This is a genomic window from Terrimicrobium sacchariphilum, from assembly GCF_001613545.1.
Classification (GTDB): domain Bacteria; phylum Verrucomicrobiota; class Verrucomicrobiia; order Chthoniobacterales; family Terrimicrobiaceae; genus Terrimicrobium; species Terrimicrobium sacchariphilum.
This window is the reverse complement of record NZ_BDCO01000003.1, coordinates 503,360-519,861: the sequence shown is the minus strand read 5'-3', so window position 1 is coordinate 519,861 and position 16,502 is coordinate 503,360. Positions and strand designations below refer to the sequence as shown.

Annotated in this window: 14 protein-coding genes; 11 read left to right on the top strand and 3 right to left on the bottom strand. The window is 59.7% G+C overall.

Features of this window, described 5'->3' with window-relative positions; translation table 11 throughout:
* Nucleotides 1–41: 41 nt before the first annotated feature.
* The 5 genes from TSACC_RS19990 to TSACC_RS19970 are packed head-to-tail and all read left to right on the top strand — an operon-like array spanning nucleotide 42 to nucleotide 5,387.
* A complete protein-coding gene (locus tag TSACC_RS19990) occupies nucleotides 42–785 on the top strand; it encodes a succinate dehydrogenase cytochrome b subunit (RefSeq protein WP_075081219.1) in 744 nt (247 codons plus the stop codon).
* The gene (locus tag TSACC_RS19985; RefSeq protein WP_075081218.1) at nucleotides 782–2,701 is read left to right on the top strand and encodes a fumarate reductase/succinate dehydrogenase flavoprotein subunit; all 1,920 of its coding nucleotides are present in this window, start codon (nucleotides 782–784) and stop codon (nucleotides 2,699–2,701) included. The genes TSACC_RS19990 and TSACC_RS19985 overlap by 4 nt, the downstream gene beginning before the upstream one ends.
* A 13-nt stretch (nucleotides 2,702–2,714) precedes the next feature.
* Complete coding sequence (locus TSACC_RS19980; RefSeq protein WP_075081217.1) at nucleotides 2,715–3,476, top strand: succinate dehydrogenase/fumarate reductase iron-sulfur subunit; 762 nt, start codon at nucleotides 2,715–2,717, stop codon at nucleotides 3,474–3,476.
* A gap of 51 nt (nucleotides 3,477–3,527) precedes the next feature.
* Entirely contained in the window at nucleotides 3,528–4,565 is a 1,038-nt protein-coding gene (locus tag TSACC_RS19975) for a lysylphosphatidylglycerol synthase transmembrane domain-containing protein (RefSeq protein ID WP_075081216.1), read from the top strand.
* A gap of 45 nt (nucleotides 4,566–4,610) precedes the next feature.
* Nucleotides 4,611–5,387, top strand: a complete 777-nt coding sequence (locus TSACC_RS19970; RefSeq protein ID WP_153811549.1) for a rhomboid family protein — start codon at nucleotides 4,611–4,613, stop codon at nucleotides 5,385–5,387.
* A gap of 9 nt (nucleotides 5,388–5,396) precedes the next feature.
* On the opposite strand, the gene trpD is transcribed toward TSACC_RS19970, so the two are convergent.
* From trpD to TSACC_RS19955, 3 genes are read right to left on the bottom strand one after another with little or no spacing between them, the layout of a single operon-like run.
* A complete protein-coding gene (gene trpD / locus TSACC_RS19965; protein WP_075081214.1) occupies nucleotides 5,397–6,425 on the bottom strand; it encodes an anthranilate phosphoribosyltransferase in 1,029 nt (342 codons plus the stop codon).
* A gap of 2 nt (nucleotides 6,426–6,427) precedes the next feature.
* Nucleotides 6,428–7,306 carry an EamA family transporter gene (locus tag TSACC_RS19960; protein WP_075081213.1) on the bottom strand — a complete coding sequence of 293 codons (879 nt, stop codon included), beginning with the start codon at nucleotides 7,304–7,306 and terminating at the stop codon, nucleotides 6,428–6,430.
* Entirely contained in the window at nucleotides 7,306–7,932 is a 627-nt protein-coding gene (locus TSACC_RS19955; RefSeq protein ID WP_075081212.1) for a type I 3-dehydroquinate dehydratase, read from the bottom strand. The genes TSACC_RS19960 and TSACC_RS19955 overlap by 1 nt, the downstream gene beginning before the upstream one ends.
* A gap of 87 nt (nucleotides 7,933–8,019) precedes the next feature.
* Here TSACC_RS19955 and TSACC_RS19950 point away from each other — a divergent pair, with 87 nt between their 5' ends.
* From TSACC_RS19950 to TSACC_RS19925, 6 genes are all read left to right on the top strand, one after another.
* The gene (locus TSACC_RS19950) at nucleotides 8,020–9,411 is read left to right on the top strand and encodes a sugar transferase (protein ID WP_075081211.1); all 1,392 of its coding nucleotides are present in this window, start codon (nucleotides 8,020–8,022) and stop codon (nucleotides 9,409–9,411) included.
* 230 nt (nucleotides 9,412–9,641) lie between these two features.
* The gene (locus TSACC_RS19945; protein ID WP_237764039.1) at nucleotides 9,642–10,214 is read left to right on the top strand and encodes an Amuc_1102 family pilus-like protein; all 573 of its coding nucleotides are present in this window, start codon (nucleotides 9,642–9,644) and stop codon (nucleotides 10,212–10,214) included.
* Between the two features lie 39 nt (nucleotides 10,215–10,253).
* The gene (gene mul2B / locus TSACC_RS19940; protein WP_075081209.1) at nucleotides 10,254–12,017 is read left to right on the top strand and encodes an Amuc_1101 family PilM-like pilus complex protein; all 1,764 of its coding nucleotides are present in this window, start codon (nucleotides 10,254–10,256) and stop codon (nucleotides 12,015–12,017) included.
* Entirely contained in the window at nucleotides 12,014–12,943 is a 930-nt protein-coding gene (locus tag TSACC_RS19935) for an Amuc_1100 family pilus-like protein (RefSeq protein WP_075081208.1), read from the top strand. The genes mul2B and TSACC_RS19935 overlap by 4 nt, the downstream gene beginning before the upstream one ends.
* A gap of 1 nt (nucleotide 12,944) precedes the next feature.
* Nucleotides 12,945–13,880 carry an Amuc_1099 family pilus-like system protein gene (locus TSACC_RS19930; protein WP_075081207.1) on the top strand — a complete coding sequence of 312 codons (936 nt, stop codon included), beginning with the start codon at nucleotides 12,945–12,947 and terminating at the stop codon, nucleotides 13,878–13,880.
* A 115-nt stretch (nucleotides 13,881–13,995) separates the two neighbouring features.
* Nucleotides 13,996–16,500: an Amuc_1098 family type IV pilus outer membrane protein gene (locus TSACC_RS19925; protein ID WP_084400701.1), complete on the top strand. Its 2,505-nt coding sequence runs from the start codon at nucleotides 13,996–13,998 to the stop codon at nucleotides 16,498–16,500.
* The last annotated feature ends 2 nt before the right edge of the window (nucleotides 16,501–16,502 follow it).

Genomic DNA, 16,502 nt, shown 5'->3' with positions numbered 1-16,502 from the left:
GCTCTTGCTTGTCCAAACGTATTAGAATATCTAATTCTGCCATGTCCGCTTCCTCTGCTACGTCTACGGCTGGCATCCCGATCCATGAGGCATTATGCCGATGGGTCTTTTCCTCTATTGGGAAAAAAACGATCGTCGCCGTAACCGGAATCCTTCTCGTCCTGTTCGTTACCGGGCACATGCTCGGCAACTTCACCATCTACTTTGGCCCGGATCTCATCAATGCCTACGCCAAGCACCTCCGCGACCTGGGGCCGTTCCTCTGGGTGATTCGCCTCGGGCTGCTGGCCACGGTCTTCCTGCACATCTTTTTCACGATGCTGCTGTGGAAGGAAAACGCCGTCGCCCGCCCGCAGAAGTATGCCGTGGGCGACCCGATCAAGACGACGGTCTTCGCCCGCACGATGCGCCTCACCGGCCTCATCGTCCTGGCCTTCGTGGTCTTCCATCTCGCGCACTTCACCCTGCTGATCTTCAATCCCAGCTGGGCGCACCTCGATACCGAGCTGCACGGTGAAACGGTGCACGACGTCTACCGCATGGTAGTCCTCGGGTTCAGCAACCCGGTCGTCAGTGCGTTCTACATCATCTCCCTGGGGCTCCTCGCCTTCCACCTCAGCCACGGCATCGGCAGCCTCTTCCAGACGCTCGGCGTGACCAGCCGCAAGATGCGTCCGGTTTATGAAGCAATCGCCCGCGTCTATGCGTGGGCGCTGTTCGTCGGTTACTCCTCCATCCCCATCTCCATCCTCATCTTTGGACTGGGCAAGAACACGATCAAATGAGCATTGACGCCAAGATTCCCGCCGGACCGCTCGACAAAAAGTGGTCCTCTTACAAGAACACCGCAAAGATCATCAGCCCGGCGAACAAGCGGAAGTTCAAGATCATCATCGTAGGCAGCGGACTGGCCGGAGCCTCCGCCGCCGCCACCCTCGGCGAGCAGGGCTTCAACGTTGAGTGCTTCTGCTACCAGGACAGCCCCCGTCGCGCTCACTCCATCGCAGCGCAAGGCGGCATCAATGCGGCCAAGAACTATCAGAACGACGGCGACAGCACGTTCCGTCTCTTCTACGACACGATCAAGGGCGGTGACTTCCGCGCTCGTGAGGCCAATGTCTACCGTCTCGCCGAGGTCAGCGCGAACATCATCGACCAGTGCGTCGCCCAGGGTGTTCCCTTTGCCCGCGAATACGGCGGCCTCCTCGCCAACCGCTCCTTCGGCGGTGCACAGGTCTCGCGTACCTTCTACGCTCGCGGCCAGACCGGCCAGCAGCTCCTGATCGGTGCCTACCAGGGCCTCGAGGCCCAGGTTGCCGCCGGTACGGTGAAGATGTACTCCCGCACCGAGATGCTCGATCTCGTGCTCGTCGACGGCCATGCCAAGGGCATCATCGTCCGCGATATGGTGACCGGAGAGATCCGCGCCCATGCCGCCGACACCGTGCTCCTCTGCACGGGCGGCTACGGCAACGTCTTCTATCTCTCGACCAACGCCAAGGGTTGTAACGTCACCGCAACCTACCGCGCCTACAAGAAGGGCGCGTACTTCGCAAACCCCTGCTACACGCAGATCCACCCGACCTGCATCCCGGTGAGCGGCGACTATCAGTCGAAGCTCACCCTCATGAGCGAATCGCTCCGCAACGACGGTCGTGTGTGGGTGCCCAAGCGCAAGGAAGACTGCGGCAAGGCTCCCTCCGAAATCCCGGAGGACGCCCGCGACTACTACCTCGAGCGCAAATATCCGAGCTACGGCAACCTCGCCCCGCGTGACATTTCCTCCCGCAGTGCGAAGGAAGTCTGCGACGAAGGCCGCGGTGTCGGCCCCGGCGGACTCGGCGTGTACCTCGACTTTGGCGACGCCATCAAGCGCCTCGGCCAGAAAGTCGTGGCGGAACGCTACGGCAACCTCTTCGAGATGTACGAAAACATCACCGGAGAGAGCGCCTACGAGCGCCCGATGCGTATCTTCCCCGCCGTGCACTACACGATGGGCGGCCTCTGGGTTGACTACAACCTGATGAGCAACATCCCGGGTCTGCACGTCCTCGGCGAAGCCAACTTCTCCGATCACGGCGCGAACCGCCTCGGCGCCTCCGCCCTCATGCAGGGCCTGGCCGACGGCTACTTCGTCATCCCGTACACCATCGGCGATTACCTGAACACGCAGTTCGGCAAGGCCAAGCCCGACGTCAACAGCGCCCCGTTCCAGGACGCCCTGGCAGCCGTCAAGGCCCGCACCGGCCAGCTCCTCAGCATCAAGGGCAGCCGCACGGTCGACAGCTTCCACCGCGAACTCGGCCACATCATGTGGGACAACTGCGGCATGGCTCGCACCAAGGAGAGCCTCACCGAGGCCCTCGACAAGATTCCCAAGCTCCGCGAGGAATTCTGGAAGAACGTCAACGTGCTCGGCAAGGGCGAGACCCTGAATCAGTCGCTCGAAAAGGCCGGCCGTGTGGCCGACTTCCTTGAGTTCGGCGAACTCCTCTGCCGCGACGCCCTCCAGCGCAATGAATCCTGCGGCGGTCACTTCCGCTCGGAGTACCAGACTCCGGACGGCGAAGCCCTGCGCGATGACGAGCACTACGCTCACGTCGCCTGCTGGAAATTCGAGGGCGAAAACGCCACCCCGACCCGCCTGGAAGAGCCGCTCTCCTACGAGACGGTGAAACTCGCCACCCGCAGCTACAAGTAATTCTGATTATCCCATGAACTTCACTCTACGCGTCTGGAGACAGGACGGCCCGACTACTTCCGGTCGTTTCGAAGAATACCCGGCGAAAAACATCCCTGACGAAGCCTCCTTCCTGGAGATGCTCGATATCGTCAACGAGGAGCTGGAGAAGGCAGGCAAGGAATCGGTCCAGTTTGACCACGACTGCCGCGAAGGCATCTGCGGCATGTGCAGCCTGACCATCAATGGCGTGCCCCACGGCCCCGGCCGCGGCACGACCTGCCAGCTTTACATGCGCAAGTTCCAGGACGGCGACGTCATCACGATCGAGCCGTTCCGGGTCGGGGCTTTCCCGATCCTCCGCGACCTCGCCGTGAACCGCACCGCTCTCGACAAGGTGATCCAGGCCGGCGGTTTCATCACCGCTCGCACCGGCTCCGCGCCGGATGCGAATTCCGTACCGATCCCCAAAGTCATCGCCGACGAGTCGATGGACGCCGCCGCCTGTATCGGCTGTGGCGCCTGTGCCGCCGCCTGTCCGAACAGCTCCGCCATGCTCTTCGTCAGCGCCAAGGCAGCCCACCTCGGCCTCCTGCCCCAGGGCAAGCCCGAGAGCGAGCGCCGCACGGTCCGCATGGTCCGCACCATGGACGATCTCGGCTTCGGCAACTGCTCCAACTACTATGCCTGCGAGGCCGTCTGCCCCGCTGGCATCTCGGCGTCGTTCATCGCCCGCCTGAACCGCCAGTACACCAGTGCTGCGGCTCGCGAAGCGGTCGGTGCGACCACCATCTGATCAAAAACTGCTGGGCGTCAAAGACGGCGGCGACTACAAAGTTCGCCGTCGATGACGCCAAAGCTTCCTCCAGGCAACGAGTCAGCCGCGCCTCGCATTGAGGCGCCATCGCTGTTGCATCATCTCATGACCGTCCTCCAGGTGGCGGTCACCCTCGGCCTCCTCTGGTGGCTCTTTCACGACGAGCAGCGTCGTATCACCATCTGGAAGGCCCTCACCACGGCCGACTGGAGGTGGATGATCCTCGCCGTCGCCGCCGCGGGTGTTTGCGAGTTCTTCGGCATCCTTCGCTGGCAGCTTTTCCTCCGCATGCTCCATATCGAGGTGCCCCTGAAGGAAATCACCCGCCTCTTCTTCATCGGCGCGTTTTTCAACCAGTTCCTCCCCGGCACCACCGGGGGCGATGTGGTGCGGGTGATATTTCTCATGCGTGACCACCCGGAACACAAAACCGAGGGTTTCCTCAGCGTGGCTGTCGACCGGGTACTGGCCATCTTCGTCCTTGTTATCATCGGCCTGATCTTTGCCTGGACGCGCTCCGCCTGGTTTGCCCAGAGCTTCGCTGTCGGCAACATGATGAAGATTTTCGCGATCACGCTTTTTGTCATGGCCACTGCGCTCATCGCCTCATTCATCCTGACCAAACGCAGCCTCGTCAGCCGCCTGCCCCGTCGCTTCCCCTTTCGATCCTACCTCATCAAGCTCTCAAAGATCTGGCAGCTCTGTATCGAAAATCGTCGCGAGGCCATTCTCGGCACGATCTATACGGTGCCAATGCTCTTCGCCTACTTTATGGCTTTCTGCTTCGCGGCCAAAGCCTTTACCAATCAGGTGAGTTTCTGGGACATGACCTCGATCATGCCGCTGGTGACCGCCATTTCCTCTCTCCCCATCAGCCTCAATGGCATCGGCCTGCGCGAGGCCTTCCTCGACAATCTCCTGCAGGAGCTCTGCCACACCCCCGCGGGCATCGGCACCACGATCTCCATCGCTGGCATGGCCGTGTACCTCCTCTGGGGCCTGCTCGGCGGCGTGTTTTACCTGGAGCGCATCAAGCGGCGCTACAATCCAGTCCCACCGACGGATTAAACTTGGGCGTTGATCCGAGCCGCCTGACCGACGAGTAATACCGCCGTGACTTTCCTAGACCGTTTAGAACGACGCTTCGGCTTCCTCGCCATTCCAGGCCTGATCCGTTACGTCATGATCCTGAATATCCTGGTGTATCTCCTCGCGATCGCGAACCCGGGCTTTCTCTCCCTCCTCGTTGCCGATCGCGATGCCATCTGGCGGGGTGAGATATGGCGTCTCGTCAGCTGGATTTTCATCCCGAGTGCTGGCTCCGGCTTGTTCGGCCCACTGTTCATGATTTTCTACGTCTACTTTACGTGGTGGATCGGTGACATGCTCGAGGCCAATTGGGGTTCCTTCCGCCTGACGCTATATTATCTGCTAGGCATGCTAGGGTATGTGGCTGTGGCCCTCGTTTTCGGCGGTTCCAGCGCTTCCATCTCCCTGAATTTCACTCTGTTCCTTGCCCTCGCCACCATCGCACCCAACCTGGAGATACTCCTGTTTTTCGTCTTTCCCGTGAAGATCAAGTGGCTTGCTATCTGGGGTCTACTCGGGCCCACCTACATGTTTTTTGTCGGACCTCCCAGCGTACAGGTCGCGACGACCTGGAGCCTCGCAAATTACCTGCTTTTCTTCGCCCCCGAAATTTTCCGACGTATGAAGTCCGACCGGGTCAACGCCCAGCGCCGGGCCAAATTTGACCAAGCCGTAAAGAGCGCTCCTGAGTACATGCATCATTGCGAGGTTTGCGGAGCCAACGAGGTCAGCAATCCCCACGAGGACTTCCGCGTCGCCGCGGATGGCCGGGAATACTGCTCCCGGCACCTGCCCAAATAGTCCGCCTCCTCAGTTGGTGGCGCGGCGCAGCTTGTTCAGCGACTCCAGAGCCCGCCCGGCGGATATCGACTCCTCCGCCCGGCGGAAGGCCTCGTCGAGTTGCACCTCGGCCCCCGTCACCAGCAGGGAACACGCAGCATTCAGGGCGATGATCTGACGGATCGCAACGGGACCGGAACCCTCCAGCACCTCGACCACCGTACGGGCATTTTCCTCCGCGCCTCCGCCCTTCAGGTCGGTCAATACTGCTGGGAAGATGGGTAGTTTTTCAGTATCGAGCTGATCCTGAAAAATCTCGCCATCCTCCACGCGGTGAACCGTCGTCGGTCCCAGAGTGGATACTTCGTCGAGGCCGCCCTCGGGTGATTCGCCATGCACCGCCCAGGCGCTGTGGCGACCGAGAAGCCGGAAGACCTCCGCGTAGAGCGGAAGCAGGCTGGGATTGAAAACCCCGGCGAGCTGAAACTCCGGCTTTGCGGGATTGAGAAGCGGCCCGAGCAGGTTGAAAATGGTGGGAGTGCCCTCCTCTGCCAGGAGTTTGCGCACGGGAGCGATAGCCTTGAAGGTGGGATGATACCGCGGCGCGAAAAGGAACACGCAACCAGCTCTCTCCAGGATCTCCGCAGCCTGCTCCGGAGCGGTATCGATGCGCACTCCGAGCGCCTCCAGCACATCTGCACCTCCACTTTTTGAGGTCACGCCACGATTGCCATGCTTCACGACCGGAATCCCGCAGCCCGCAGTGACGAACATCGAAGCCGTCGAAATATTGACCAAGCCATGGCGATCTCCACCCGTCCCGCAAACATCGATGATGCCCTCCGGAGTGATCGCAGGGGAGTTTGCCCGCAGAAGCAGCACCTCGACAAACGACGCGATTTCATCCGCTGTAGCCCCCTTGCCCTCCAAGGCGCGAAGAAAATCGGCTCGCATGGGAATGGACTGCCCCTCATCCAGGAGGAGCGAGCAGACTGTTTCGATATCGGGACGAGTCATCGCCGCGCCCGCGCGCAGTTGTTCGGTAAATTGGGCCAGCATGGCTAGAGGAGAATGAGAATGATGGCTCCAAAGAGCAAGAGCGCTCCTGCCAGACGGCTCAACATCACCGGCAACCCCGCCTCCACGTCCTTGAGCCCCAGAAGATGCCCTCCCGACCAGGCGATCACGACACTCCAGATGCTCCGGGAGCTGTAGAGGACATTCGCGCCCGTCGCGTCATGCGACCACGTCAGGGCCAGGAACATGAGCCCGGCCTGCAGCCCCAGTAAAGCGGCTCCCATCGTGAGGGATGGCATCACCGCACGGGGTGGCTTCAATGCCGATCGGTCCATGGCGAGGTAAAAGAATGAGGAAAGAATCGCGGTCCAGAGAAACATCGTCGGCAGAAACTCCAGCTCATCCGCTGCGGCTGCCCAGTGCTGCACCAGGACATCGGTGAGAGAAAAGAAAAACGCCGATACCAGCGCCAGCAACGCCGTGAGGAGCACATCATGGTGCTTTCCCTTGGGGGCAACTCCCGCGAGCAACCAGATCGATATCGACGCAATGGCTGCCGCCCACCACCAGCGCTGGCTGATTGCCTGGCCAAACACCAGTGCGTTCATGGCCGTAACCAGAATGATCTTGGTCCCCATCATCGGCGTCGCCACCGAAACATCGCCACGAGACAGCGCGGCAAAGGTGAAAATCTGTCCTAGGAAAAACGTGGTCGCGCACACCAGGGGCTGCCAGAGCGGCGGACCTGCCGCCGGTCCCTGAAAAAACCACAAGGGCTGAACCACCAGCCCCATTGCCAGATTGGCGGCAAAGTTCACCTGCGCGGCGTTGGCTCCCCGTTGCAACGAGGACTTCAGGAACAATGCGGCCAGCGTGTAGCCAAGCGCGGCGACCAGCGCGAGGCTGATGCTCGAGTGAATCATCAGGCCTGCCGTAACAAGGCGGCAAACTCCTCCGCCTGCCACTGGCCGGGAACCTGGGGTTTATCCAACCAGCCGTAGTTCAGAGCAGACCCGGCCTTGGCCAGGAGCAATCGGGACGCCCTGCCAAGCTCGCCCATCCCCATCGCGGAGGCAGCACCCTCCGCCCCATCGAGAAAATCCAGGAGGACTGCGACATCCCGGGGTCCCGTCGTCACAGCCGCCACCTTGACGATGTCGGCTCCGTCATCACGCGCCCCCTTTTCGATCCTTCGCAGCCGGCGGGAAGAGGGCATACCCTCAAAGTCATGGAAGGAAACCACGACCAGTTTGCCGGATATTTTCGCTGCAGCGACCACCCCCTCCAGCGCAGACAGTGACCTTGCCTCGATATCCACCGCATCCACCAGGGGAAGATACTCGTGATAGAGTTCCGCCCGCACCTCTTCGGCCAAGGCGAGACCGCCCCCCTCATCCCCGCGACGCACTGTTAGGATCAAAGGTTTCTTAACACCGTTCAGGAGTTCGGGTTCAGGAGGCCTCGGCAGGAGGTCGACCCGCACCTCGCACCAGTCGACATCAGCCTTCGGAGCCAGTTTGAATCCTCGGAGAGTGTGAATCGTTCCCACAACCGCTGATTGCGGAAGGCTCCTTTTCTTTCTTCGCATATTTAAAGGACATGATAGCGTTGATCCTCTCCCTTGGCGAGTAGCCATATGCTGGCACGAAAAACCGAAATAAACCTTCAACTCAACCAGTTGATCGATGCCTTCATACTAGGCGCGATGTTCTGGTTTGCGTACACGCTTCGCGCGACGAAGTTCATCGTCCTCGATCATGCCTACGACATCCCGGGGTTCGAGCGGTTTCTCTGGATGCTGGCGATCATCATGCCTTTCGGCCCGTTTCTCCTTGAGGTGCAGGGCTACTATAACTATCCGCTGGAAAAAACCATCGTTCGCTCTCTCCAGCAGATCGCCCGGGCGGGGGTCTTCCTCGGCCTCATGCTGGGTGCCGCGGTAATCTTCCTCCGTCAGGAGGTGCCGAGCCGCTCCGTCCTCATCCTGTTTTGCCTTCTCGCTCCCGCTGCGCTGATCATCAAGGAACGTCTGGCGGTCTGGCGACGGATTCATCAACTCTCCCTTGGCGGGGCTGGCGAACGAATCATCATCGCGGGGGAATTGGACAAAGCCCGCGAAATCGTCGCCGCTTTCAGCCCCTCCCAGCGGCTGGAGATCACCGTCGTGGAGCTGGTCGATTTGGAGAAGTCTCCGGTGGCAAATCTCGTCGATGCCATTCATCGCCAGAATGTCGGTCGTGTCATCCTCGCCTTCCGGCGCATCGAGCTGGAAACCGTGCAGAAAGCCATCGAAGCCTGCGAAGTCGAGGGAGTCGAAGCCTGGTTGAGCGCGGATTTTATTCGCACTTCGGTCGCCCGACCCACCTACGAGAGCCTGGGCCGGCGTCCCATGCTGGTCTTTCGCGCCACTCCCGACGTTTCATGGGCCTTGCTGGTGAAAGCGGCCTTTGATCGAGCCAGCTCTGCGCTCGGCTTGCTCGTCATCAGCCCAGCGCTCATCATCATCGCGCTGCTGGTGAAGTTCACGTCCCCAGGCCCGATCATCTTCCGGCAGCGCCGCGCTGGGATTCACGGTAAGCCGTTCACCATGTTCAAGTTCCGAACAATGTACTCGGATGCCGAAAAACGTCAGGCGGAGCTCCAGGCCCTGAATGAAATGAGCGGACCCGTCTTCAAAGTGCAAAACGATCCGCGCATCACGCCCATTGGCCGCTGGTTGCGCAAGACCAGCCTCGACGAACTACCCCAGCTCTTTAACGTGCTCCGAGGAGAGATGAGCCTCGTCGGCCCCCGCCCCCTGCCGCTTTACGAGGTTGAGCAATTCCAAAACGTCTCCCATCGGCGACGACTCAGCATGAAGCCCGGGCTCACCTGCATCTGGCAGGTGCGGGGACGCAACAACGTAACAAGCTTTGACGACTGGGTGCAGATGGACCTGGAGTATATCGATCACTGGTCGCTCTCACTTGATTTCGGCATCCTGATCCGAACCGTACCGGCGGTGCTCCTGGGATCTGGCGCAAAATAGCCCTTCCATACCTGCGGAGAAGCTGCATTCCCCCCTCCCGGTCGACCGGATATTTTCTCCGAATTTCCCAGAGAAAACCGGCTCACACAGGAATTCCCGACGCACGGTGACTGGGAATCGTGATTAAATTAGTTAATGTATTGAACTAATCGGCGAATTTGGGATATTTTTCTCCCCCTATGCCTCCCTGCAAACTGGTTCCCCTTGTAGTCGCAGCTGGTCTTCTCTCCATGGCATGCGCTTCCGCGCAGGTCGCGAACAGCGATTTCAAGATCGACAAGATCACTCCGGCATTTCAGCAGTCGCCCGAGGGAGCAGGCACCTACAACAAGCGGGTACGGCAGGCAAAGAACTGGCTGGAGATCGAGACCGCGTTTGACTGGACTCCCCGGACCAAGGACGTCAAGTACCTCGACGACCTCACCTTTACCTACTACATCCTCCTCAACAACCAGCAGGTCACAGAAGATCGGAAACCGACCATGCTGGTGGGCACCGTCACCCATACCACGGTCATGCCGGGCAAGGATCTCAAGTCCGTCGTGTATGTCGCCCCGCGCACCTTGGAACGCTTCTTCGATGGCGGCTCCCTGACCAATCCGGCCAGCACGGTCTTTGACGTGGGCGTGACCATCACCAGCCAGGGACAGGTCGTTGCCACCAACAGCCTCAAAGGACGCGGCGAATGGTGGACCCAATTCCAGCCTGTCCAGGGATTCGTTCTGAATAAAACGGAAACCCCCTTCTCCCATCTCGCATGGGATTATTTCGAGCCGGTCAAAGCCAAGACCTCCGGCAATTAAGCACCCCGCCTACACCAAAGAATCACCTCCAACAGCCTGATGGCCTCGCCTAACCGTATCTTCGCCCTCAATCTGGGCATGCAGACCGTCACTTTGGCGGAATTTCACACCAACCCGTCTGGCGGCGTCACCCTTCACGCCTGCCAGCAAGAGGAGCTGATCGTCGATCCGGCAGCGGATCTGACTCGTCCCGCGCAGATCGAGGCCGCAGTGGCCAACCTGCGCAAAGCTCTGGGAATTTCCGCCAAGGAAAAAATCCATTTTGCCCTCCCGTCGCAGGCGGTTTTCACTCGCTTCGTCAAACTGCCCGGCAGCAGCCCGAACGATGTGGAAAGCATCATCGGTTTTGAAGCCCAGCAGAACGTCCCCTTCCCCATTGATGAAGTGGTCTGGGACCATCAGATCATGGGCGAAGCCAAGGACAACAACTGGAACGTTGTCCTCGTCGCCATCAAGGCCGATCAACTGGGAGACATCAACTCGTCCATCAACAAGGGCGGTTTCCGCAGCGCGACGATCGACGTCGCCCCGATGGCTCTCTACAACGCTTTTCGCTACAACTATAGCGACCTGAGCGGCTGCTCGCTGCTGGTCGATATCGGCGCGCGGACCACGAACCTCATTTTCGTGGAAGGTGATCGCGTTTTCAGCCGCAGCATTCCGGTCGGAGGCAATACCATCAGTGCCGCCGTCGCCAAGGAGTTCAAGCAGGATGTTACTGTCGGCGAGAAGTTGAAGCTCGAAAAGGGATTTGTCGGTCTGGGCGGAGCCTACGCCGAGCCGGAGGACCCGACGGAAATGCGCATCTCGAAGATCGTGCGCAACACCATGACCCGCCTGCACGCAGATATCGCCCGCTCGATCAGCTTTTACCGCCAAAACCAGGGAGGCAGCGCCCCTGTCCGCACTTTCCTCTGCGGCGGTACCGTAGGCCTCCCCTACATGGTCGAGTTTTTCAGCGAGAAGCTGCAGACGCCGATTGAGTATTTCAATCCCCTTCGCAACGTCACGGTCAACAGTCAGGTCGTAGCGGATTTTGCCTCAACCCGGGCTCATGCCTTGGGCGAAGTCGTGGGATGCGCCCTGCGCGCCATCGGCAACTGCCCCGTGGAGATTAATCTCCGCCCACAGAGCGTCGTCCGCGAGCAGGACCTCGCCAAACGCAAGCCGTTCCTCGTTCTCGCCTCGCTCTGCATCATCGCCTCGCTCGGCGCATGGTGGTATTTCGTCAATCGCTCCGCCGACATCACCCAGGAGCAGCTTGATAGCGTGACCGCCGAGGCTTCCCGCCTCGAGCAGGTGGCAAATCAATTTGCCGGGGTGGACGCCGAGAACAAAGCCCTCCAGGAGACAGCCGCCCCGCTCATCCTCACCGTCGCGGAGCGCGCGATCTGGGCAAACGTCGTCGACGAACTCGCAACGCGACTCCCGGCTTATAATATCTGGGTCACCAACCTCCAGCCGCTGTCGCAAGGCAAACCCTACAGCTTTGGAGGAACGAAAACCGCCGCCGTCACCCCCGTCGCGACAACTCCGGCGCCTGGAGCAAAACCCGATGCCGGCCCGCCGAAAATCGATGCCCTTCAGATCAACGGCCTCTTTCTGGCCAATCCGCCCGATCGTCTGGATGCCCCAAAGGTCATCGACGAATTCGTAAAACAGCTCAAAGAATCGCCTGCCTTCAATCTGGAAGGAAAGAAAGACACCGACATCGTGCCACAGCGCACGACCCCCGATGGCAGAAGCTGGGCGTATCCCTACACAATCATCCTACCCCTCCGTAATCCCATCGCTCTGCCATGAAGTGGCTCCAGGAAAACCCCTTTTTAGCCGGAATCACCGCTTTCACGATCGTGGGAGCCGGTGCCTTTGCTTTCCTCCTTTCGCAAGCTCTCACGCGGTCTCAGGAAGCTACCGAAGCCTATAACCAGGCTATCACCAAACTTCACGGCCTCCAGGAACGCGTCCCGTTCCCGAGCGTTGAAAATCTGGAGAAAAGCAAAGCCCAGACCGAACAGTACAAGGAGCAGTTGCTCTCGCTGCGCAAGAAACTTGCCGCAATGGAGGCACCGCTCGACATGTCGGTCAATCCCCAGAGGTTTCAGGACGATCTTCGAGCCTCGGTGAATGAAGTCGCCGACAAAGCCAAGCAGGCGGGCGTCGGCCTTCCGACCGATTTCTACCTTGGCTTCAGCCAATACGCGAACTCCCTTCCTTCGGAACAGGCGGCTCCCTTCCTCGCCCGGCAATTGACTGTCATCAAGCAGCTCGTACTCCGACTCATTGATTTCCGCGTCCAGTCCATCGATGGATTGGTCCGCGCTCCACTCATCCAGGAGGGAAACAATGCCCCGAGCCAGCAAGCGGCTGCCGCCAACCAGAAAAAGGGCGGCAATAACGGTCCAGCCACCCCGGTGAAGGTTCTCGAGCGCTCGCCCTTCGATATCTCGTTCACTTCCGAGCAGAGCAAGTTCCGGGTCGCCTTCAACTCCCTCCTCAACGACAACCAGTTCCTCATCATCCGCAGCGTAAACGTGGAGAATACCAACCAGGCGGGTCCTCCGGTCGCCCAAGCTGAAGCCACCCCCAATACGGCCTACACTCCCACCACCACAGAGACGGCCAAAAAAGACCTCAACGTCGTCCTCGGGCGTGAACTCGTCCGGGTCTCCCTCCACCTGGAGATGATCGACTTTGCCGACCCGACCCCCGAGAAAGCTTCGAAATAACATGGACTGGTTGAAAAAGAACTACGAGCGCGCCATCCTGGCCGTCGCCATCCTCGCCCTGATCGGCTCCAGCGTATTTATCGTTCTGGGTTCGCAGGATTTCCCGGGCACCTTCTCAAGTCGAAACTCTTCGAAGCGCCCGGACAATACGATCAAGCCTCTCCCGATCGAAGCCCTGCAAACCGCGAGCCAGACAGTGGATAAGCCAAAGACGTGGACCTCTCACGATGGCTCACTCTTCATCTCACGTCCCTACGTGTTGTTGGACAACGAGCTGATCGACCCTCTCGCTGCTGGGAAAGACCTCCACGCTCCGATTACCAATGCCTGGCTGATCAAATATGATCTCCCCTATTGGGAAGGCGACATCAAGGACCAGGATCCGGATGGCGATCGCTTCTCCAATCTCGAGGAGTTTCTCAACAACACTGATCCTCTCGACGCAAAATCCGTCCCGCCGTACTGGACGAAGCTCCGCCTCGCAAAGTTCATCTCCAAGCCGTTCCGCCTGAAATTCACCGGCACGCCTGATGAAGGGCAGACCTTCACGATCAACGCCATCGACGGAAAGAGCCGCACCCAGTTCCTCCAGCTCGGACAAATGGTCGAGGGAACCCCGTACAAGCTGCTCTCGTACAAGCCCAGCAAGATGACCAAGGACGAAATGGAGGTCGATGTCTCTGAGCTCACCATCGAAAATACCGAAACCGGTCAGAAACTCGTCCTCGTGTTCCGCAAGGAAGCGAACGACCCGACGTCATTCGGCGAATTCTCATACCTCTATGATAATTCGCACTTTACGGTGAAAAAGGATGACGAGTTCACCCTCGCTCCGCAGAGCGACCGGAAGTATAAACTCATTGACATTTCCCAATCAGAAGCCCTAATAAAAGACCTCCAATCTGGTGAGGAACACAAAATCCTCCCAGCCCAATAAGTGCCGCCTGCCCTAGCCTAACCATGCGCGCCTTCGGAATATCACCGCAGCGCACCGAGACCTTGTGCCTCGGGCATATGGTTATTCAAAAGACATCCCCAAGAACAGTTTCCCGATGAAGTTGCAAATCCTAACCGCCGTCGCAGCCGCTTCGCTTGCTCTCAGTACCGCCACCTCGCTTGCTCAAACTGGCGTTCAGGGACTTGCGGAGCGCGAAATCCGGCGACAGGAACAGCTCAAGAACTACGCCGAAGACGCCATCGCCAAAGGACAGCAGGCGATGAAAAATCAGGACTACGAGACGGCGTTCGCCTTTTACAAGAGTGCAGTCGATGTCCTCCCCTCCGGCGGAGATGCCTCCAGCACCCTCCGCACCACGGCACTCACCGGTTTCAGTCAGGCTGCCGTGAAACTCGCCGAACAGCGCGTTTCTGAAGGTCGCTTCCAGGATGCCAGCAGCACAGTGGCTGTAGTGCTCGAGGATCGATACAACCCGACCTACGCCCCGGCCCTCGCTCTGCAGGCCAAGCTGAAGGACCCGAACACCTTTAACAAAACACTCACGCCCAACTTCATCGCGAACATCGAGGAAGTGAAGCAACTCCTCTCGGAGGCGCAAGGATTCTACGATTCCGGACGTTTCGATCTGGCCCAGAAGCGCTACGAGCAGGTGCTCAATATTGATCGCTACAACATCGCGGCCCGCCGAGGAATGGAACTGGTCAATAATGCCCGTACCAAATACTCCAATACCGCTTACGACGAAGCCCGCGGCGACATGCTGCGTGAGGTCGTCAAGGGCTGGGAGCTGCCTGTTCGCAAATTTGACGTCAAGGGGTCCAACATCATCGACCAGCCGCAGCTCGATACCCGCGGCACCTCGGCCATCAATCGCAAGCTCGACGATATCATCATTCCCCGCGTTGACTTCAACGACGCAACGATCCGCGAGGCTCTCGACTTCCTCAAGCAGCGCGCGGTCGCTCTCGACACCAGCGAACAGGATCCCTCCCGCCGCGGCGTGAATATCGTGCTCAAGCTCAGCCCCGATGCACCGGAGGCCCAGCAGCGCATTTCCCTTTCTCTGAATGACGTCCCGCTCCGCACGGCCATCGACTATGTCGCCAAGGCGGCAAACCTGAAGCTCAAGATCGAGCCTTACGCGGTCGTGGTTGTTCCCCAGTCGGAGCCGACCGATATCCTGATCACCAAGGAATACAAGGTCCCTCCGAGTTTCATCACGGCTCTCCCAGCCAGCTCCGACTCCTCAGCCTCTGCTGGCGGCGGTGGCATTCAAGTGGCTCCGGGTTCCATGTCTTCGGTCGCCGCTCGTTCGACGGCTCGCCAATTTCTCGAGGCCAATGGCGTCACTTTCCCGACCGGGGCAAGCGCCAACTTCCTCACAGCCTCGAGCAAGCTGATCGTCAAGAACACGCAGGCAAATCTCGATATCATCGATTCCCTCGTGGAGGTCCAACTCCAGACCCCGCCGAGCCAGGTCGAGATCGAGTCGAAATTCCTCGAGGTCACTCAAAACAACCTCAACGAGCTTGGCTTTGACTGGCTCCTCGGACAGTTCAAGCTCCCGTTTGGCACGGGTGTCTATGGTGGCGGCGGCACGCAAGGCTTCGGCCAGTCCATCAACAGCTCCCGCTATCCGTTCATCAACCAGGGAACGACGACACCGGTCGGCGCGAGCAACGCGACCTCCGGCCCGATCACATCGGGAAACCGCACTGGCAGTTCTGCAATCAGCGTGAACGCGGTGGATGCCCTGCTCTTCGGCAGCCCGCTCGGGCCAGCGGCTGGAGCATTCACCCTCGCAGGTGTCTTTACGAATCCTCAGTTTCAGGTGGTCATCCGCGCCCTCAGCCAGTCCAAGGGCGTGGATCTCGTCAGCTCTCCCAAGGTGACGACCAAGAGCGGCCAGCGCGCCACGATCCAGATCGTTCGCGAGTTCCGCTACCCAACCGAGTACGATCTGCCGCAGGTATCCGCTTCCACGGGAAGCACTTTCCAGCCCGTCATCCCGACGACACCCACGGCGTTTGACACCAAGCCCGTCGGTATCACGCTGGAAGTCGAACCCACGGTTGGACCCGACGGATTCACGATCGATCTTACACTTTCGCCGCGAGTCGTGGAGTTCGATGGCTTCATCAACTACGGCAGCCCGATCAGCGCTTCTGTTGCAGCGGTGCTGACAACGACTACCACGCCGATCGTCTCCTTCCTCTCACCGACCTACACCTTCGTCGCCACGGAGAACATCATCAACCAGCCGGTCTTCTCCACTCGTGAGGTGACGACTGACGTGACGGTCTATGACGGCCAGACGGTGGTGCTTGGCGGTCTCATCCGCGAGGACGTCCAGAAGGTCGAGGACAAAACTCCGATCCTCGGAGACATCCCGCTCGCAGGCCGCCTCTTCCGTACGACCGCAGATCAGCACATCAAGCGCAACCTGATCATGTTCGTCACAGCCAATCTTCTCGATCCCGCCGGTCAGCCTTTGATCAAGGTCGACGAGGAAGACGAGATTACCGCCCAGCCCAGCGCTCAGGCCATGAGCTCCGAGGCAGTGTCTGGCGATCCCACCACCATTCCAACCCCAGAGTAGTC

Coding starts and splice junctions, on each gene's coding strand:
- TSACC_RS19990 (WP_075081219.1), top strand. CDS start 42: ATGTCCGCTTCCTCTGCTACGTCTACGGCTGGCATCCCGATCCATGAG.
- TSACC_RS19985 (WP_075081218.1), top strand. CDS start 782: ATGAGCATTGACGCCAAGATTCCCGCCGGACCGCTCGACAAAAAGTGG.
- TSACC_RS19980 (WP_075081217.1), top strand. CDS start 2,715: ATGAACTTCACTCTACGCGTCTGGAGACAGGACGGCCCGACTACTTCC.
- TSACC_RS19975 (WP_075081216.1), top strand. CDS start 3,528: ATGACGCCAAAGCTTCCTCCAGGCAACGAGTCAGCCGCGCCTCGCATT.
- trpD (WP_075081214.1), bottom strand. CDS start 6,425: ATGCTGGCCCAATTTACCGAACAACTGCGCGCGGGCGCGGCGATGACT.
- TSACC_RS19960 (WP_075081213.1), bottom strand. CDS start 7,306: ATGATTCACTCGAGCATCAGCCTCGCGCTGGTCGCCGCGCTTGGCTAC.
- TSACC_RS19950 (WP_075081211.1), top strand. CDS start 8,020: ATGCTGGCACGAAAAACCGAAATAAACCTTCAACTCAACCAGTTGATC.
- TSACC_RS19945 (WP_237764039.1), top strand. CDS start 9,642: ATGGCATGCGCTTCCGCGCAGGTCGCGAACAGCGATTTCAAGATCGAC.
- mul2B (WP_075081209.1), top strand. CDS start 10,254: ATGGCCTCGCCTAACCGTATCTTCGCCCTCAATCTGGGCATGCAGACC.
- TSACC_RS19935 (WP_075081208.1), top strand. CDS start 12,014: ATGAAGTGGCTCCAGGAAAACCCCTTTTTAGCCGGAATCACCGCTTTC.
- TSACC_RS19930 (WP_075081207.1), top strand. CDS start 12,945: ATGGACTGGTTGAAAAAGAACTACGAGCGCGCCATCCTGGCCGTCGCC.
- TSACC_RS19925 (WP_084400701.1), top strand. CDS start 13,996: ATGAAGTTGCAAATCCTAACCGCCGTCGCAGCCGCTTCGCTTGCTCTC.